We start from the raw sequence: 14,355 nt of genomic DNA on the forward strand, positions 1-14,355 counted from the left end.
CTGAGAGGGTGACTAGCTCCCCGAGCCCGGCCGTGCCGGTCCTGAACATCGCGAACGTGCTCACGGTCGTGCGTATCCTGCTGGTGCCGTTCTTCGTCTGGTTCCTCCTGCTCGATCACGGCAGCGACGGACTGTTCCGCTGGCTCGCCGTCCTCGTCTTCGTCGTGGCGATCTACACCGACAAGCTCGACGGCGACCTCGCACGCAGCAGAGGCCTCATCACGGATTTCGGGAAGATCGCGGACCCGATCGCCGACAAGCTGCTCATCGGCTCCGCCCTGATCATGCTGTCGGTGCTGGGCGAACTCTGGTGGTGGGTGACGATCGTCATCCTGGCCCGTGAGATCGGGATCACGCTGATGCGGTTCGCGGTGATCCGGTACGGCGTCATGCCGGCGTCGCGCGGCGGCAAGCTGAAGACGGTCGTCCAGACCGTCGCGATCCTGCTGTTCCTCATCCCGCTGCAGTCCATCGCCGGCCCCTGGGCCTGGTGGCCTGCCGCGACGGTCATGGCGGCCGCCGTCGTCATCACCGTGGTGACCGGCGTCGACTACGTGGTCCAGGCCATCCGCCTCCGCGCCGCCGCCCACTCGTGACCGGCGCGGGACCGGCCACCGACATCATCGACCTCGCCGCACGGCAAGGCCTCACGGTGGCCACGGCCGAGTCCCTGACCGCGGGCATGGTCGCCGCGTCGCTCGCCGACGTCCCGGGGGCGTCCGCCGTCCTGCAGGGCGGGATAATCGCCTACCAGATCTCTGTCAAGCAGAACCTCCTGAACGTGGACGCCGGACTTCTTTCGAGCGCCGGCGCCGTCGACCCGCGTGTCGCAGCGGCGATGGCGGAGGGCGCCCGGAGCGCGCTCTGCGCGGACGTCGGCGCGGCGACGACCGGCGTGGCCGGCCCCTCGCCGCACGAGGGGAAGCCCGTGGGGACCGTATTCACGGCGATTTCCACGCCGTCGGGCACCACGACGTTCGAGCATCACTTCGCCGGGGACCGCGCGGCGATCAGGGCCGCCGCCCGCGATGCGGTACTCGTCGAGCTCCGCGACGCCCTGACCGGGGGAACAAACAACCACCCGGGGTAGTTATAAACACTGTCAGCCGTTGATAGGGTTGGCGACTCAGGCTCAAGCAGAACGGGCAGGTCATCATCACGGGGCGGACGTCCACCGGACGCCGCCACATTATGAGGGAGCAAGGCGATACAGATGGTAAAGCAGCCCGTATCCGTAAACGGCGTGGTCCGTTGGCGTGATGTGGGGTTGGCGGATGATGCACAACGCAGGCCCAAGGAGCGCAAACTGGTGGTTCTCCGCCATGAGATCGGCGACGTCCTCCGGGACGTCCGCCAGCGCCAAGGCCGCACCCTGCGCGAGGTGTCGCACAGTGCGAGGGTTTCCCTCGGATACCTCAGCGAGGTCGAGCGTGGACAGAAGGAAGCATCCTCCGAACTCCTCTCATCAATCTGCAGTGCACTCGAGGTGCCGCTCTCCTCGATGCTGCGGGAAGTCAGCGACCGCCTGGCAGAAGCAGAAGGCGTGTCCATCCCGGACACCATCCCCCAGGAGTTCTCCCGCGAATTCGGGGACGACCTCACCGACGAACTGAACGACGACTTCCGTCGGGGGCTCGCGGCCACCAACCGCTAGGTCCCGTACACGAGCAAGGCCCGTCCCGGCAGAACAGAGGGACGGGCCTTCCTTGCGTCTGCTACCAGTTGTCCTTGGTGTAGGTGTTGTTCAGCTGGGCGATGAGCGTGCCCAGCCGCGTCAGGTCCTCGACATCCCAGTCCTCCATCAGCTGATGGAAGGCCTGCTTGCGGGCGGTCTGCGCTGCGACGAGCTGCCGCGTGCCGGCGTCCGTGAGGGAGATCGACTGTGCACGCCCGTCGAGCGGGTCCGCTTCCTTCCAGACGAGGCCCAGCTGTTCCAGCATCGCGATCTGTCGGCTCACGGAGGGTTTGCCCACTCCGACGCTCGCCGCGATGTCCGTGAGGCGCATCGAGCCCTCGCGCTGAAGGATCACGAGGAGCCCGTACGCGGCCGGTTCCATGTCGGGATGCACCCGGCGGGCGACCTTGTAGGAGTTCGACCGGGCGCGGCGCCACAGCATGCTCAGTTGCTGCTCCAGGGCTTCGATGGCCGCGTCGGTGTCGGGATCCTCCCCGGGGTAGCCTGCACGGCCCGCGTCGGCGTCGGTGGTGCTCGGCTTCGCGTTCATGGGGCCATTCTAGGGCGCCGTGGCGGAATCGCCATGCCACAGCGCCCGATTCCTCGACCGCGCCCCGAATGCGGCACCCACGTCATCCTCCCGGGCGATTCCGGCGGCGGTCGTCCTATGGGTGGTGCGGGAGGCAGCGCCCAGGACCCAGAATGGGAGGGGCGGGACGGATGACCGCCGACGACGAGAGCAAGGAACAGTGCATGCGGCTGAGCGATTTCTGGCGACTGATGGACGACGAGTTCGGGGAACGGTACTCCCGGACTCTCGCGCGTGACCTCGTCGTCGACCAGCTGGGCGACAGGACGGCGGCCGAGGCGCTCGGTGCGGGAGCGGATCCGAAGACGGTCTGGGAGGCGGTGTGCCGGGCGCAGGACGTCCCGCCGGCCCGTTGGCTCGGCCGCGACGTCAAACCCCGCTGACCTGGCGGCCCGCAGACCGAGGACACCGGGACACACAGAGGAACCCTGAATAATCGAATACCTGTTCGGACAGGGATATGATGGGTGGACGGCTCGAACGCTGTTATGCACATGGCGACGGTCCCTCCGCAAACTGTCGGTGCGGGCCCCTACAGTCGAATCGAACACGTACACACAGGCCAGTTGGCCATGAACAACCGAGGTGAAGAATGGCCGCTCCAGACCGCGAGAAAGCCCTAGAAGCTGCTCTCGCCCAAATCGACAAGCAGTACGGCAAGGGCTCGATCATGCGCCTCGGCGACGAGACCCGGGCGCCCATCGAGACCATCTCCACCAGCTCCATCGCCCTTGATGCAGCGCTCGGCATCGGCGGTCTGCCCCGCGGCAGGGTCGTGGAGATCTACGGTCCCGAGTCGTCGGGCAAGACCACGGTCGCCCTCCACGCCGTAGCCAGCGCCCAGCGCAACGGTGGGATCGCCGCCTTCATCGATGCCGAGCACGCGCTGGACCCCGAGTACGCGAAGAAGCTGGGCGTCGACACGGATGCGCTCCTCGTCTCGCAGCCTGACACCGGTGAGCAGGCGCTCGAGATCATGGACATGCTCGTCGGTTCGGGGTCGATCGACATCGTCGTCATCGACTCGGTCGCTGCACTCGTGCCGCGCGCCGAGATCGAGGGCGAGATGGGCGACAGCCACGTCGGCCTGCAGGCCCGGCTCATGAGCCAGGCCCTCCGGAAGATCACCGGCCGGCTGAGCCAGACCAAGACCACGGCCATCTTCATCAACCAGCTCCGCGAGAAGATCGGCGTGTTCTTCGGAAGCCCCGAGACCACCACGGGCGGCAAGGCGCTGAAGTTCTACGCGTCGGTCCGTATCGACGTGCGACGCATCGAGACCCTGAAGGAAGGCGTCAACCCGGTCGGCAACCGGACACGCGCGAAGATCGTCAAGAACAAGATGGCCCCGCCGTTCAAGCAGGCCGAGTTCGACATCCTCTACGGGTACGGAATCTCCCGCGAGGGTGGCCTGATCGATGTCGGTGTCGAGAACGGCCTGGTCAAGAAGTCCGGCGCCTGGTTCACCTACGACGGCGACCAGTTGGGACAGGGCAAGGAGAATGCCCGGAAGTTCCTGAAGGACAACCCGGGTCTGGCGGACGAGCTCGAACAGAAGATCAGGACGAAGCTGGGTATCGGCGTGCCACCGGAAGAGCCCGAGGCGCCCAAGCTCAAGGCCGTCAGCGGCGAGTAGGCGGCGTGACGTCGGAGACCGGACCGGACCCGGCCGGGTGGGGAACCTCCTACGGCCGGTTCGGCTCGGACAGTTCCGCCGAGCCCGGGGGGTCGGGGTTCCCGGAGCAGGCCCGGCCCGCCCGCCGGGGAGCGTCGCGGTCGACGTCCTCCTTCGGTCGGTCGACCTCCGGCCAGGGAAGGGGAGCCCCACGGAAGCGGCGACGCCAGGGCGCGACCGGCAGGGCGTCCTTCGACGATCCGTTCGGGCCGGTCGTGGGCGCCTCGGCCGACGCCGCCCCGGCCGATGACCCATCGCTCGCATCACCGGACGGTGTGGGGACGGGCGGCAGGGACAGCAGCGAGCGGCGCCGGGCCCGCGCCGGCGGCGGCCGGTCGTCCTCCTCCTCTGCGGGTGGTCGGCGCGGACGTCGCGGGGATGCCGGGTCTGGCGAGACCAGTGACACCGGTGACGACGCCGCGGCGGGGGAGGTACCCGTCAGGAGCGAGGAGGAGTGGACGTCGCTGGCACGCTCCGTCCTGCTCCGCCAGCTGGCCCTCGGAGCGCGGAGCCGGCATCAACTCGACCGCAAGCTCGCCGAGAAGGACGTTCCGCCGCCGATCGCCGCGGCCCTTCTCGACAGGTTCGAGGAAGTGCAGCTGATCGACGACGCGGAGTTCGCGCGCATGTGGGTACGGACCCGTACGGCCGCCAAGGCGCTCTCCCGTTCCTCGCTCCGGCGGGAACTCGCGGACAAGGGCATCGACGCGGAGCTGGCGGAGGACGCGCTGCTGCAGCTCTCCGCCGAGGACGAGGACGAGCAGGCCAGGGACGTCGTGCGCCGCAAGCTCCGCCGGAGCGCTGATCTCTCGGATCGTGCGGTCCGGGACAAGGAGGTGCGGCGCCTCGTCGGGGTCCTCGCCCGCAAGGGGTACAGCCCAGGGACCGCGTTCTCCATCGTGAAGGATGTCATCGACGCGGAGTGACCGCACCGGAGCGCCGGAATTGTGGGTGCCCGGCGTCCCAGCCGTACGCTTGACGACGTGAGTATGACGCTTCCAGCTTCCCTCGACGAGACACCCCGCGCCGCGCCTGCAGTGGGCGGTGGGCTTGACCAGCGCACCTACGAGGTGCGGACCTTCGGCTGCCAGATGAACGTGCACGATTCCGAGCGGATCTCCGGGCTGCTCGAGGGCGCCGGGCTCGCGCGGGTGGAGAACGGACAGGCGGACGTCGTCGTCTTCAACACCTGCGCGGTCCGCGAGAACGCGGACAACAAGCTGTATGGCAATCTCGGGATCCTCAAGGCGGTCAAGGAGGCCCGGCCGGACCTGCAGATCGCCGTCGGCGGGTGCCTAGCACAGAAGGACCGGGAGACCATCCTGCGGAAAGCCCCCTGGGTGGACGCCGTCTTCGGGACGCACAATATCGGCGCCCTGCCCGCCCTGCTCGAGCGTGCACGCCACAACCAGGACGCGCAGCTGGAGATCCTGGAATCCCTCGATGTCTTCCCTTCCACCCTCCCGACGCGGCGCGAATCGGTCTACGCGGGCTGGGTCTCGATCTCCGTCGGCTGCAACAACACGTGTACCTTCTGCATCGTGCCGTCCCTGCGCGGCAAGGAGCGGGACCGCCGGCCCGGGGAGATCCTCGCGGAGATCGAGGCCCTCGTCGCCGACGGCGCCGTCGAGGTCACGCTCCTCGGCCAGAACGTGAACTCCTACGGGGTCGAGTTCGGCGACCGGGGCGCCTTCGCAAAGCTGCTGCGCGCCTGCGGGTCCATCGAGGGCCTCGAGCGGGTCCGGTTCACCAGTCCCCACCCCGCAGCGTTCACCGACGACGTGGTCGACGCGATGGCCGAGACGCCCAACGTGATGCCGCAGCTCCACATGCCCCTGCAGTCCGGGTCGGACCGCATCCTGAAGGCGATGCGCCGGTCCTACCGCTCGAGCCGCTTCCTCGGCATCCTCGAGCGGGTCCGTGACCGGATGCCCCACGCCGCCATCTCCACCGACATCATCGTGGGCTTCCCGGGCGAGACGGAGGAGGACTTCCAGGCCACCCTCGACGTCGTCGAGCAGTCACGCTTCGCCACGGCCTTCACCTTCCAGTACTCGAAGCGCCCCGGCACCCCGGCGGCGGATCTGCCCGACCAGTTGCCCAAGGCCGTGGTGCAGGAGCGGTTCGAGCGGCTGACCGCGCTGCAGGACCGCATCGCCCGCGAGGAGAACGCACGGCAGGTCGGGACCGTCGTCGAGGTGCTCGTCACCGACCAGCAGGGACGCAAGGGCGGCGAGACGCACCGGCTCACGGGACGTGCCCGGGACCAGCGGCTCGTCCACTTCTCCGTGCCCGAGGGCGCGGCCGTGCCCCGGCCGGGCGACGTCGTGACCCTCCCCGTCACCCAGGCGGCGTCCTTCCACCTGCTGTCGGACCCCGCCCCGGAGCAGTACGCCGTGCGTCGCTCCCGCGCCGGTGACGCGTGGGACAGGAGCCAGGCCGACAGCTGCGGGGTTCCCGCCCCGACGGACGGTGCCGCCGGGTCCGACGGCGCTCCGCGCCCGGTCTCCCTGGGCATGCCGTCCCTGCCGGTCCGCGGAGGGCGTTCTTGACCCTTCCCGTGGTCGCGGTCGTCGGACCCACGGGGTCCGGCAAGTCCGAGCTCGGCATCGCCCTGGCCCGACGCCTCGACGGCGAGATCGTCAACGCGGACGCCCTGCAGTTCTACCGCGGCATGGATATCGGGACGGCCAAGCTGACCCCGGCGGAACGGCAGGGCATCGAGCACCATCTCCTCGATGTCCTCGACGTCACGCAGGAGGCGAGCGTCGCCGCCTACCAGGAGGACGTCCGGCGGATCGTCGGGGACATCCGCGCCCGCGGGCGGGTGCCCATCCTCGTCGGCGGATCCGGCCTGTACATCCGCGCGGCCCTTGACCGGCTCGAGTTCCCGCCGACCGACGCGGGCGTCCGTGCCCGGCTCGAGGCAGAACTCGACGCCCTCGGGAGCGCGGCGTTCCGCGACCGGCTCCGGGCGGTCGACCCCGCGTCCGCGGAACGGATCGACGACGATCGCCGCCTCGTCCGCGCGCTCGAGGTGTACGAGATCAGCGGGCGGCCCTTCAGCGCGTTCATGCCGCGCCGCGAGTACCACCAGCCCGCGGTGCAGATCGGCCTCGCCGTCGACCGGGACGTCCTGCGGACCCGGCTCGCCGACCGCGTGCAGGCCATGGTGCGCGCCGGGCTGGCCGCCGAGGTGGAGCGCCTCGCGGCGGCCGGGCTCAGGGACGGGCGGACGGCCTCGCGCGCCCTCGGGTACGGGCAGTTCCTCCGGGTGCTGGACGGTTCCATGACCGAGGCGGACGCCGTCGAGGACACCATCGCGGCGACCCGACGCTTCGCCCGCCGCCAGCTCACCTGGTTCCGGGGTGACCCGCGCGTGGCGTGGACGGACTGGCAGGCTCCCGGACTCCTCGACCGGGCGATGGGGCTCGTGCAGCGGCCCGGGGACCTATCCTTGGGACTGTGACCGACCACCGCTCCTCCGTCCCCGCCCCCGGGCGATCCGCCGGCCTCTCCTTCACCAAGGGCCACGGCACCGGCAACGACTTCGTCCTGACGCTCGACCCGGACGGGACCGCTCCCGACGACCCCGCGTTCGTCGCCGCGCTCTGTGACCGCCACCGCGGTATCGGCGCCGATGGCTACATCCGGGCCGTGCGGTCGTCCGCCCTGCCCGAGGGGCGGGCGCTCCTGCAGACCGAGCCCGCCGCCGAATGGTTCATGGACTACCGCAACGCCGACGGTTCGGTGTCCGAGATGTGCGGCAACGGCGTGCGCGTGTTCGCCCACTTCCTGCTCGCGTCGTTCGCCGCCGACCTGCCCGACGGCGGCGAGCTCGCCATCGCCACCCGTGCGGGCGTCAAGCGCGTGACCCGCTCGCACGACGGCTACGCCGTGGACATGGGCCCCTGGGAGTTCATCCACCCCGACGCGGCCGTCGCCCGCGGCATGGACTCGCTGGTGCAGATCGGCGGGCTCGACGTCGACCGGCCGGGCCTTTCGATCAGCATGGGCAACCCGCACACCGTCGTGGCTCTGGCCGAGGCGGCCGAACTGCAGAGCACGGAACTGCACCGGGCCCCGGGCGTCCAGCCGGTGCCGCCGCAGGGGACGAACGTGGAGCTCGTGGTGCCCTCCGATCCGCTGGTGGGCGACGACGGCGTGGGCCGGCTCAGCATGCGCGTCCACGAGCGGGGCGTCGGTGAGACCCAGTCGTGCGGCACCGGAGCGTGCGCCGCGGCGGCGGCCACACGCTACTGGGCCGGCCAGGGCGCTCCCGCGCGGTGGCAGGTCACCGTCCCGGGCGGCGTCGTCGGGGTGACCTTCGTCGAGGGGCCCGAGGGCCGGGAGCACGTGCTGCTCAGCGGTCCCGCGGCCCTCGTGGCGGACGGCGTGCTCCGGCCGGGCTGAGCGCACCGATCGGGTCGCCGGCCGTCGCCGACGTGCGGTCAGTCCGCCCGGTGCACCTCGAGGATGCGGAAGGACTTGGACGTCTCCGCGCGCCGGACCAGGAAGCCGGACGGCAGCTCCTCGGCCAGCCAGCGCTGCAGCGAGTCCGCGCCGAGGTTCTTCTGCACCACGAGCCAGGCCCGGCCGCCCGGAGCAAGGCGCGGGAGCCAGCGCAGAAGGAGTGCATGCAGTTCCTGCTTGCCGATGCGGATGGGCGGATTGGACCAGATGGTGTCGAAGTCGAGGGCGTCGTCCACCGCGTCCGGGGTGCACGCCACCACGTTGCCCAGTCCGAGGCGGGCGGCGTTCTCCGCAGTCAGTGCGACGCACCGCTCGTTGACGTCCACGGCGTAGACCTCGGCGTCGGGAGCTTTCAAGGCGAGAGTCAGGGCGATCGGCCCCCAGCCGCTGCCGATGTCCAGCATGCGGCGTCCCTGCGGGTCGGGGACGGCGTCGAGCAGGATCGCGGTGCCCTTGTCGACACCGTCGGGGCTGAACAGGCCCGAGGAGGTCACCAGGTCACGGCGCACGCCGTCCAGGACGACCGAGAGGGGCCGGCGTGTGTCCGGCCCTGCCGGCTGGGGGCTGAAATAGTGCTGGGACTCCATACCCACGAGCCTAACGGCACGCCCGGGGCTCGCCCGAGCCGGCCGGTTTCGCGCTGGGAGAATACGCTGGAGCGCACCGGCGCGGTCGCCGTAGGATTGTCGGACACTCACCTAGGGAGACCATGACCGAGAACAACGGACATTCCACCGGCGCCGACATGGGCCCGGAGGAGATCCAGGCCGTCATCGACCGGATCCTCGCCAGCGACGAAGCTGCCGTGGCCAAGGCGACGAGAGGGACACCGGGGCCGGGGGAGACCCCCGCGCCGATCGAGAAGACCTGGCGATCGAAGGCGCAGGCCCTCTCCCAGGACGGGACGCCGTCGGACGCCGACGGCGACCAGCAGGATCTGGCCGAACGCAGGGCGCTCCGACGCGTCGCGGGCCTGTCCACCGAACTCGAGGACGTCACGGAGGTCGAGTACCGGCAGCTGAGGCTGGAACGGGTCGTCCTCGCCGGTCTGTGGAGCGAAGGCACCGCGCAGGACGCCGAGAACTCGCTCCAGGAGCTCGCCGCCCTGGCCGAGACAGCCGGATCCGAGGTGCTGGACGGCATCGTGCAGCGACGCCTCAAGCCGGACCCCGGCACGTTCCTCGGCTCGGGCAAGGCCCAGGAGCTGAAGGGCATCGTCCAGGCGACCGGAGCGGACACCGTGATCGTCGACAGCGAACTGTCCCCGTCACAGCGCCGCGGCCTCGAGGACATCGTGAAGGTCAAGGTGATCGACCGGACCGCCCTGATCCTCGACATCTTCGCCCAGCACGCGAAGAGCCGCGAGGGCAAGGCGCAGGTCGAACTCGCCCAGCTCGAGTACCTGCTCCCGCGCCTCCGCGGGTGGGGCGAATCGATGTCCCGCCAGGCCGGTGGCCAGGTCGGCAGCGCCGGCGCCGGCATGGGCTCCCGCGGCCCGGGTGAGACGAAGATCGAACTCGACCGGCGGAAGATCCGCACCCGCATGGCGAAGCTCCGCCGCGAGATCGCCGCGATGAAGCCGGCGCGGGAGACGAAGCGCTCCAACCGCCGTCGGAACCAGGTGCCGTCCGTGGCCATCGCCGGGTACACCAACGCCGGCAAGTCGTCCCTGCTGAACCGGCTCACCGATGCCGGAGTGCTCGTCGAGAACGCCCTGTTCGCCACGCTGGACCCCACGGTCCGCAAGGCCGAGACACCGGACGGCATCGGCTACACCCTCGCCGACACCGTCGGGTTCGTCCGCTCGCTGCCCACCCAGCTGATCGAGGCGTTCCGCTCGACCCTCGAGGAGGTCGCCGACTCCGACCTGATCCTGCACGTCGTGGACGCCTCGCACCCCGATCCCGAGGGGCAGATCGCTGCAGTCCGCGCCGTGCTGACGGAGGTCGACGCCCGCAAGGTGCCCGAGATCATTGTGCTGAACAAGGCCGACGCCGCCGACCCCTTCGTCATCGAGCGGCTGCGGCAGCGCGAACCCCGGACCGTCGTCGTCTCCGCGCGAACAGGTGCGGGGCTCACCGAGCTGCGCCAGCTGATCAGCACCAGCATCCCGCGTCCGGGCGTGAAGCTCGACCTCATGGTGCCGTACGAGCATGGGGAGATCCTCAGCCGTCTCCACGACGAGGACGTAGAGATCCTCGGCATGGAGCACGTCGGTGAGGGGACGCGCCTCGAAGTGATGGTCCGGGAGGGCCTGGCCGCCGAACTGGAGGCGTACGTCCGGCATGAGTGAGAGCACGCGGTCCGGCGCCGTGGCGGCACCGGACGCGTCCCGCCACTCCGATGAAGCCCGGCAGGCCCTCGAGCTGCTCGACGCCGCCGTGGGTGCGATGGGCGGCGAGATGCGGTCCGGCCAGCACGAGATGGTCCGCCAGGTCAGCGAGTCGATCCGCTCGGGCGAGCACCTGCTCGTCCAGGCCGGCACCGGCACCGGGAAATCGCTCGCGTACCTCGTCCCGCTGATCGCCCACGCGATGGACAGCGACCGGCCCTCGGTCGTCTCGACGGCGACGCTCGCCCTTCAGGCGCAGATCGTCGGCAGGGACCTCCCGCGCCTGCTCGACGCGGTGAAGCCCGCGCTGACGCGCCCCGTCGACGTGGCCCTGCTCAAGGGTCGGTCGAACTACGTCTGCCTCCACGAGACCGGCGGCGGATTCCCGGAGGAGGATGCGCCCGGCACCCTGTTCAGCCTCGGCGAGGATGCCGCCCCGCACCCTGCCCCGGCGACGGACGGCCCGTCCTCTGCGCTCGGCAGGGACGTCGTCCGGCTGCGCGAGTGGGCCGAGGAGACCGCGACCGGGGATCGCGACGACCTCGTCCCCGGCGTGAGCGACCGCGCCTGGCGCCAGGTGTCCGTCTCCAGCATGGAGTGTCTCGGCGCTGCCCGCTGTCCCGTGGCCTCCGAGTGCTTCAGCGAGAAGGCACGCGCCGCGGCAGCGGACGCCGACATCATCATCACCAATCACGCGATGCTCGCCATCAGTGCCTTCGAGGGGCTCGCCGTGCTGCCGGAGTACGACGTCGTCGTCATCGACGAGGCCCACGAACTCCACGACCGGGTCACCGGTGCCGTGTCCGGCCAGCTCTCCGCCTCGATGGTCACCGCGGCGGCCACGGCGCTCCGCCGCCATGCCTCGATCAGCACGGGTGCCCTCGACACGGCCGCCGACGCCTTCGAGGCGGCCGCCGAGCTCGTCCCCTCGGGCCTGTTGCCCGGAGGGCTCCCGGAGGATCTCGGGCAGGCCCTCGTGCAGGTCCGGGACGCATCCCGTGCCGCGCTGTCGGACACGAAGACGGAGGGAAAGTCGGAGGCCGACGTCGACGGCGGGCGGCAGGTCGCGCGGTCCCGCACCACGCTGATCTTCGAGCTCGCCGAGCGGATCCTCGCCGCCTCGGACCTGAACGAGGTCGTGTGGGCGTCGCGTCCCAGTGCCTTCACGCCGGGCTCGGGCTACGCGCAGCCCGACGAGAGCGCACCCGCGACCCTGAACGTCGCGCCGCTGTCCGTCGCCGGCCGGCTGCGGGAAGGCCTGTTCGAGGACCACACCGTGATCCTGACCTCCGCGACCCTGGCGATCGGCTCGGAGTTCGGTCCCGTGGCCGGGTCCCTGGGCCTCAGCGGTCCAGGCGCGCCCGCCTGGACAGGCGTCGACGTCGGCAGTCCCTTCGACTATCCGCGGCAGGGAGTGCTCTACGTGGCGAAGGACCTGCCGAAGCCCGAGCGAGGGACCTCCGACGCGCAGCTCGAGGAACTGCTGGGGCTGCTCACGGCGTCCCGAGGAGGCGCGCTGGGGCTGTTCTCGTCGAAGCGAGCCGCAGAGGAGGCGGCGGAGGCGCTGCGACCGAAGGTCGACTTCGAGATCCTGTGCCAGGGGGATTCCTCGCTCAATGCGCTGGTCACCCGGTTCGCAGACGAACCGGATACCTGCCTGTTCGGCACCATGTCCCTCTGGCAGGGCGTGGACGTACCGGGGTCCTCGTGCCGACTGGTCGTGATCGACCGCATCCCGTTCCCTCGCCCGGACGACCCGCTCATGACCGCCCGCACCAGGGCGGTGGCCCGCAACGGGGGCAACGGCTTCATGAGCGTGTCCGCGACGCACGCGGCCGTCCGGCTCGCGCAGGGCGCGGGGCGCCTGATCCGGGCGGCGGGGGACAGAGGCGTGGTGGCCGTCCTGGACAGCCGCCTCGCCACGGCACGGTACGGCGGCTTCCTCCGGGCGGCCCTCCCGCCCTTCTGGGCCACGACGGACCGCGCGACCGTCACCGGGATCCTGGAGCGCCTCTCCGCGCGCTGACGCTCCAGTTCCGGCTACGCGGCGGTCACAGCGCGCGCATCACCGAGACGACCTTGCCCATGATGCTGGCATGGTCACCGAGGATGGGCTCGTAGCGGGTGTTCTGCGGCAGGAGCCAGGTGTGGCCGTCCCGCTGGCGGAAGGTCTTGACGGTGGCCTCTTCGTCGAGCAGTGCCGCGACGATGTCGCCGTTCTGGGCGCTCTGCTGCCGGCGAACCACCACCCAGTCGCCGTCGCAGATGGCGGCATCCACCATGGAGTCCCCCGAGACCCTGAGCATGAACAGATCCCCGTGCCCGACGAGCTGGCGGGGAAGGGGCATGACGTCCTCGACCACCTGGTCCGCGAGGATCGGCCCGCCGGCAGCAATGCGCCCCACGAGCGGTACCAGGGCGGTGTCGACCGCGATCCGGTGCTCGACGGCGGGCTTGCCGTCCTCGGACGGTCCGGCCTGGGCGCCCGAGGTGTCCGGCGCCAGGGTCAGCGGGAGCAGGACCTCCATGGCGCGGGGACGCTTGGGGTCCCGGCGCACGTAGCCGAGACGCTCGAGCTGCGACAACTGATGGGTCACGCTGGAGAGGCTGGCCAGGCCCACCGTGTCGCCGATCTCCCGCATGGACGGCGGGTAGCCCTTGTCGGCGATCGACCGCTGGATCGTCTCGAGGATCGTCAGCTGCCGGGCGGTCAGTCCCTTGGACGCGGAGCGCCCGCGCGGCCTGCCCCGGCCCGCGGAGATGGGTACGGCAGGTGCCGGAACGTCGGCAGTGTTCGATTCCTGCCGGCCCGCGGCTGGTGATTCCGCCACTGGTGCGCCTTTCGCCTTGGATCACTGATCCGGTTGTCGCCGCCGGTGCGCTTCCGTGGACGGGAAGCCGTTATGTCAGAGGCGGCTGGTTGTGTGGGGTGTATCGGCCACGGAACCGCCCGTAGGGGGCGGCATTCGCGGACGATGTCCTGATCTCTCCACGCTAGGACAGTCGAGGGCACTTTTCAAACATATGTTCGACCGAGTCTCGACACGGATCGTTCGTAGATGCTAGAAATAGGCAGACGCTCATTAGAACGTGTGTTCGAACCGGACAGAATTTCCGGGTAGGGCATTCGAAGGAAAGAGGAACGGCAATGGTTACACCCGCACTGCATGGCAGCTCGCTGTGGACGCCCGCTCGGCCCGAAACCCACCTCAGGCTCCTCCCCACGCCCGACACGGCCCGTACCTCCACGCAGCGGAGTGCGGACCGACCCCTGACGCTGACCCGGCGAGGGCGCCTGCTGCTGGTCGGCCTGCCGATCGCCCTGGGCGTCGCGGCCCTGATCCTCCTCGCGGCGTTCCTGACCTCCCAGGCGCAGGCAGGGGAGTCGGCACCGACCTCCACGGCCACGGTCGAGGTGAGCGTCGCTACCGGGGAGACCCTGTGGGACCTCGCCGTGCACTACGCGCCGGAGCGCGATCCGCGCGACGTCGTCGCGGAGATCGTGGAGCTCAACGACCTGCGCAGCTCCGTGGTGCAGGCAGGGCAGAGCATCGCGGTACCCGCCGCGGGGTGACTGGTAAAGCGGGAAAAAAGAGAAAAGAGAGAGGAAA

The 14,355-nt window shown here is 70.3% G+C and carries 15 protein-coding genes; 12 read left to right on the plus strand and 3 right to left on the minus strand.

The features are described from left to right. Nucleotides 1-8: 8 nt before the first annotated feature. The 3 genes from pgsA to ACX80F_RS05415 all read left to right on the plus strand — a co-directional run bounded on the left by pgsA (nucleotide 9) and on the right by ACX80F_RS05415 (nucleotide 1,654). Nucleotides 9-596 (plus strand): CDP-diacylglycerol--glycerol-3-phosphate 3-phosphatidyltransferase, encoded by a 588-nt coding sequence (gene pgsA, locus ACX80F_RS05405; protein ID WP_459335342.1) that lies wholly within the window; start codon nucleotides 9-11, stop codon nucleotides 594-596. Then, nucleotides 593-1,090 (plus strand): CinA family protein, encoded by a 498-nt coding sequence (locus ACX80F_RS05410; protein ID WP_459335343.1) that lies wholly within the window; start codon nucleotides 593-595, stop codon nucleotides 1,088-1,090. The genes pgsA and ACX80F_RS05410 overlap by 4 nt, the downstream gene beginning before the upstream one ends. A 123-nt stretch (nucleotides 1,091-1,213) precedes the next feature. Continuing rightward, nucleotides 1,214-1,654: a helix-turn-helix domain-containing protein gene (locus ACX80F_RS05415; protein WP_043447546.1), complete on the plus strand. Its 441-nt coding sequence runs from the start codon at nucleotides 1,214-1,216 to the stop codon at nucleotides 1,652-1,654. Nucleotides 1,655-1,715: 61 nt separating this feature from the next. On the opposite strand, the gene ACX80F_RS05420 is transcribed toward ACX80F_RS05415, so the two are convergent. Further along, nucleotides 1,716-2,225, minus strand: a complete 510-nt coding sequence (locus tag ACX80F_RS05420; RefSeq protein WP_459335344.1) for a MarR family winged helix-turn-helix transcriptional regulator — start codon at nucleotides 2,223-2,225, stop codon at nucleotides 1,716-1,718. A 203-nt stretch (nucleotides 2,226-2,428) separates the two neighbouring features. Here ACX80F_RS05420 and ACX80F_RS05425 point away from each other — a divergent pair, with 203 nt between their 5' ends. From ACX80F_RS05425 to dapF, 6 genes are all read left to right on the plus strand, one after another. After that, nucleotides 2,429-2,647 (plus strand): DUF3046 domain-containing protein, encoded by a 219-nt coding sequence (locus tag ACX80F_RS05425; protein ID WP_459335382.1) that lies wholly within the window; start codon nucleotides 2,429-2,431, stop codon nucleotides 2,645-2,647. Between the two features lie 209 nt (nucleotides 2,648-2,856). Then, on the plus strand, nucleotides 2,857-3,900 hold the full coding sequence (recA, locus tag ACX80F_RS05430; protein WP_459335345.1) for a recombinase RecA: 1,044 nt from the start codon (nucleotides 2,857-2,859) through the stop codon (nucleotides 3,898-3,900). A 5-nt stretch (nucleotides 3,901-3,905) separates the two neighbouring features. Beyond that, a complete protein-coding gene (locus ACX80F_RS05435; RefSeq protein ID WP_459335346.1) occupies nucleotides 3,906-4,865 on the plus strand; it encodes a regulatory protein RecX in 960 nt (319 codons plus the stop codon). 63 nt (nucleotides 4,866-4,928) lie between these two features. Further along, the gene (miaB, locus tag ACX80F_RS05440; protein ID WP_459335383.1) at nucleotides 4,929-6,491 is read left to right on the plus strand and encodes a tRNA (N6-isopentenyl adenosine(37)-C2)-methylthiotransferase MiaB; all 1,563 of its coding nucleotides are present in this window, start codon (nucleotides 4,929-4,931) and stop codon (nucleotides 6,489-6,491) included. Beyond that, nucleotides 6,488-7,408: a tRNA (adenosine(37)-N6)-dimethylallyltransferase MiaA gene (gene miaA / locus ACX80F_RS05445; RefSeq protein WP_459335347.1), complete on the plus strand. Its 921-nt coding sequence runs from the start codon at nucleotides 6,488-6,490 to the stop codon at nucleotides 7,406-7,408. The genes miaB and miaA overlap by 4 nt, the downstream gene beginning before the upstream one ends. Continuing rightward, nucleotides 7,405-8,352 (plus strand): diaminopimelate epimerase, encoded by a 948-nt coding sequence (gene dapF / locus ACX80F_RS05450; protein WP_459335348.1) that lies wholly within the window; start codon nucleotides 7,405-7,407, stop codon nucleotides 8,350-8,352. Before miaA ends, dapF begins: the two co-directional genes overlap by 4 nt. Before the next feature lie 38 nt (nucleotides 8,353-8,390). Here the strand turns inward: dapF and ACX80F_RS05455 are convergent, their stop codons facing one another. Further along, a complete protein-coding gene (locus ACX80F_RS05455; RefSeq protein WP_459335349.1) occupies nucleotides 8,391-8,999 on the minus strand; it encodes a class I SAM-dependent methyltransferase in 609 nt (202 codons plus the stop codon). 122 nt (nucleotides 9,000-9,121) lie between these two features. On the opposite strand from ACX80F_RS05455, the gene hflX reads away from it, so the two are divergent. Next, nucleotides 9,122-10,705: a GTPase HflX gene (hflX, locus tag ACX80F_RS05460; RefSeq protein WP_459335350.1), complete on the plus strand. Its 1,584-nt coding sequence runs from the start codon at nucleotides 9,122-9,124 to the stop codon at nucleotides 10,703-10,705. Then, nucleotides 10,698-12,770, plus strand: coding sequence for an ATP-dependent DNA helicase (locus tag ACX80F_RS05465; protein ID WP_459335351.1), 2,073 nt, complete (start codon nucleotides 10,698-10,700; stop codon nucleotides 12,768-12,770). Before hflX ends, ACX80F_RS05465 begins: the two co-directional genes overlap by 8 nt. A gap of 25 nt (nucleotides 12,771-12,795) precedes the next feature. On the opposite strand, the gene lexA is transcribed toward ACX80F_RS05465, so the two are convergent. Beyond that, entirely contained in the window at nucleotides 12,796-13,506 is a 711-nt protein-coding gene (gene lexA / locus ACX80F_RS05470) for a transcriptional repressor LexA (protein WP_459335384.1), read from the minus strand. A gap of 386 nt (nucleotides 13,507-13,892) precedes the next feature. Between lexA and ACX80F_RS05475 the strand changes: the two genes are divergently transcribed. Continuing rightward, nucleotides 13,893-14,318 (plus strand): LysM peptidoglycan-binding domain-containing protein, encoded by a 426-nt coding sequence (locus ACX80F_RS05475; RefSeq protein ID WP_459335352.1) that lies wholly within the window; start codon nucleotides 13,893-13,895, stop codon nucleotides 14,316-14,318. The last annotated feature ends 37 nt before the right edge of the window (nucleotides 14,319-14,355 follow it).

The sequence above is a fragment of the Arthrobacter sp. TMS2-4 genome (genome assembly GCF_054511075.1).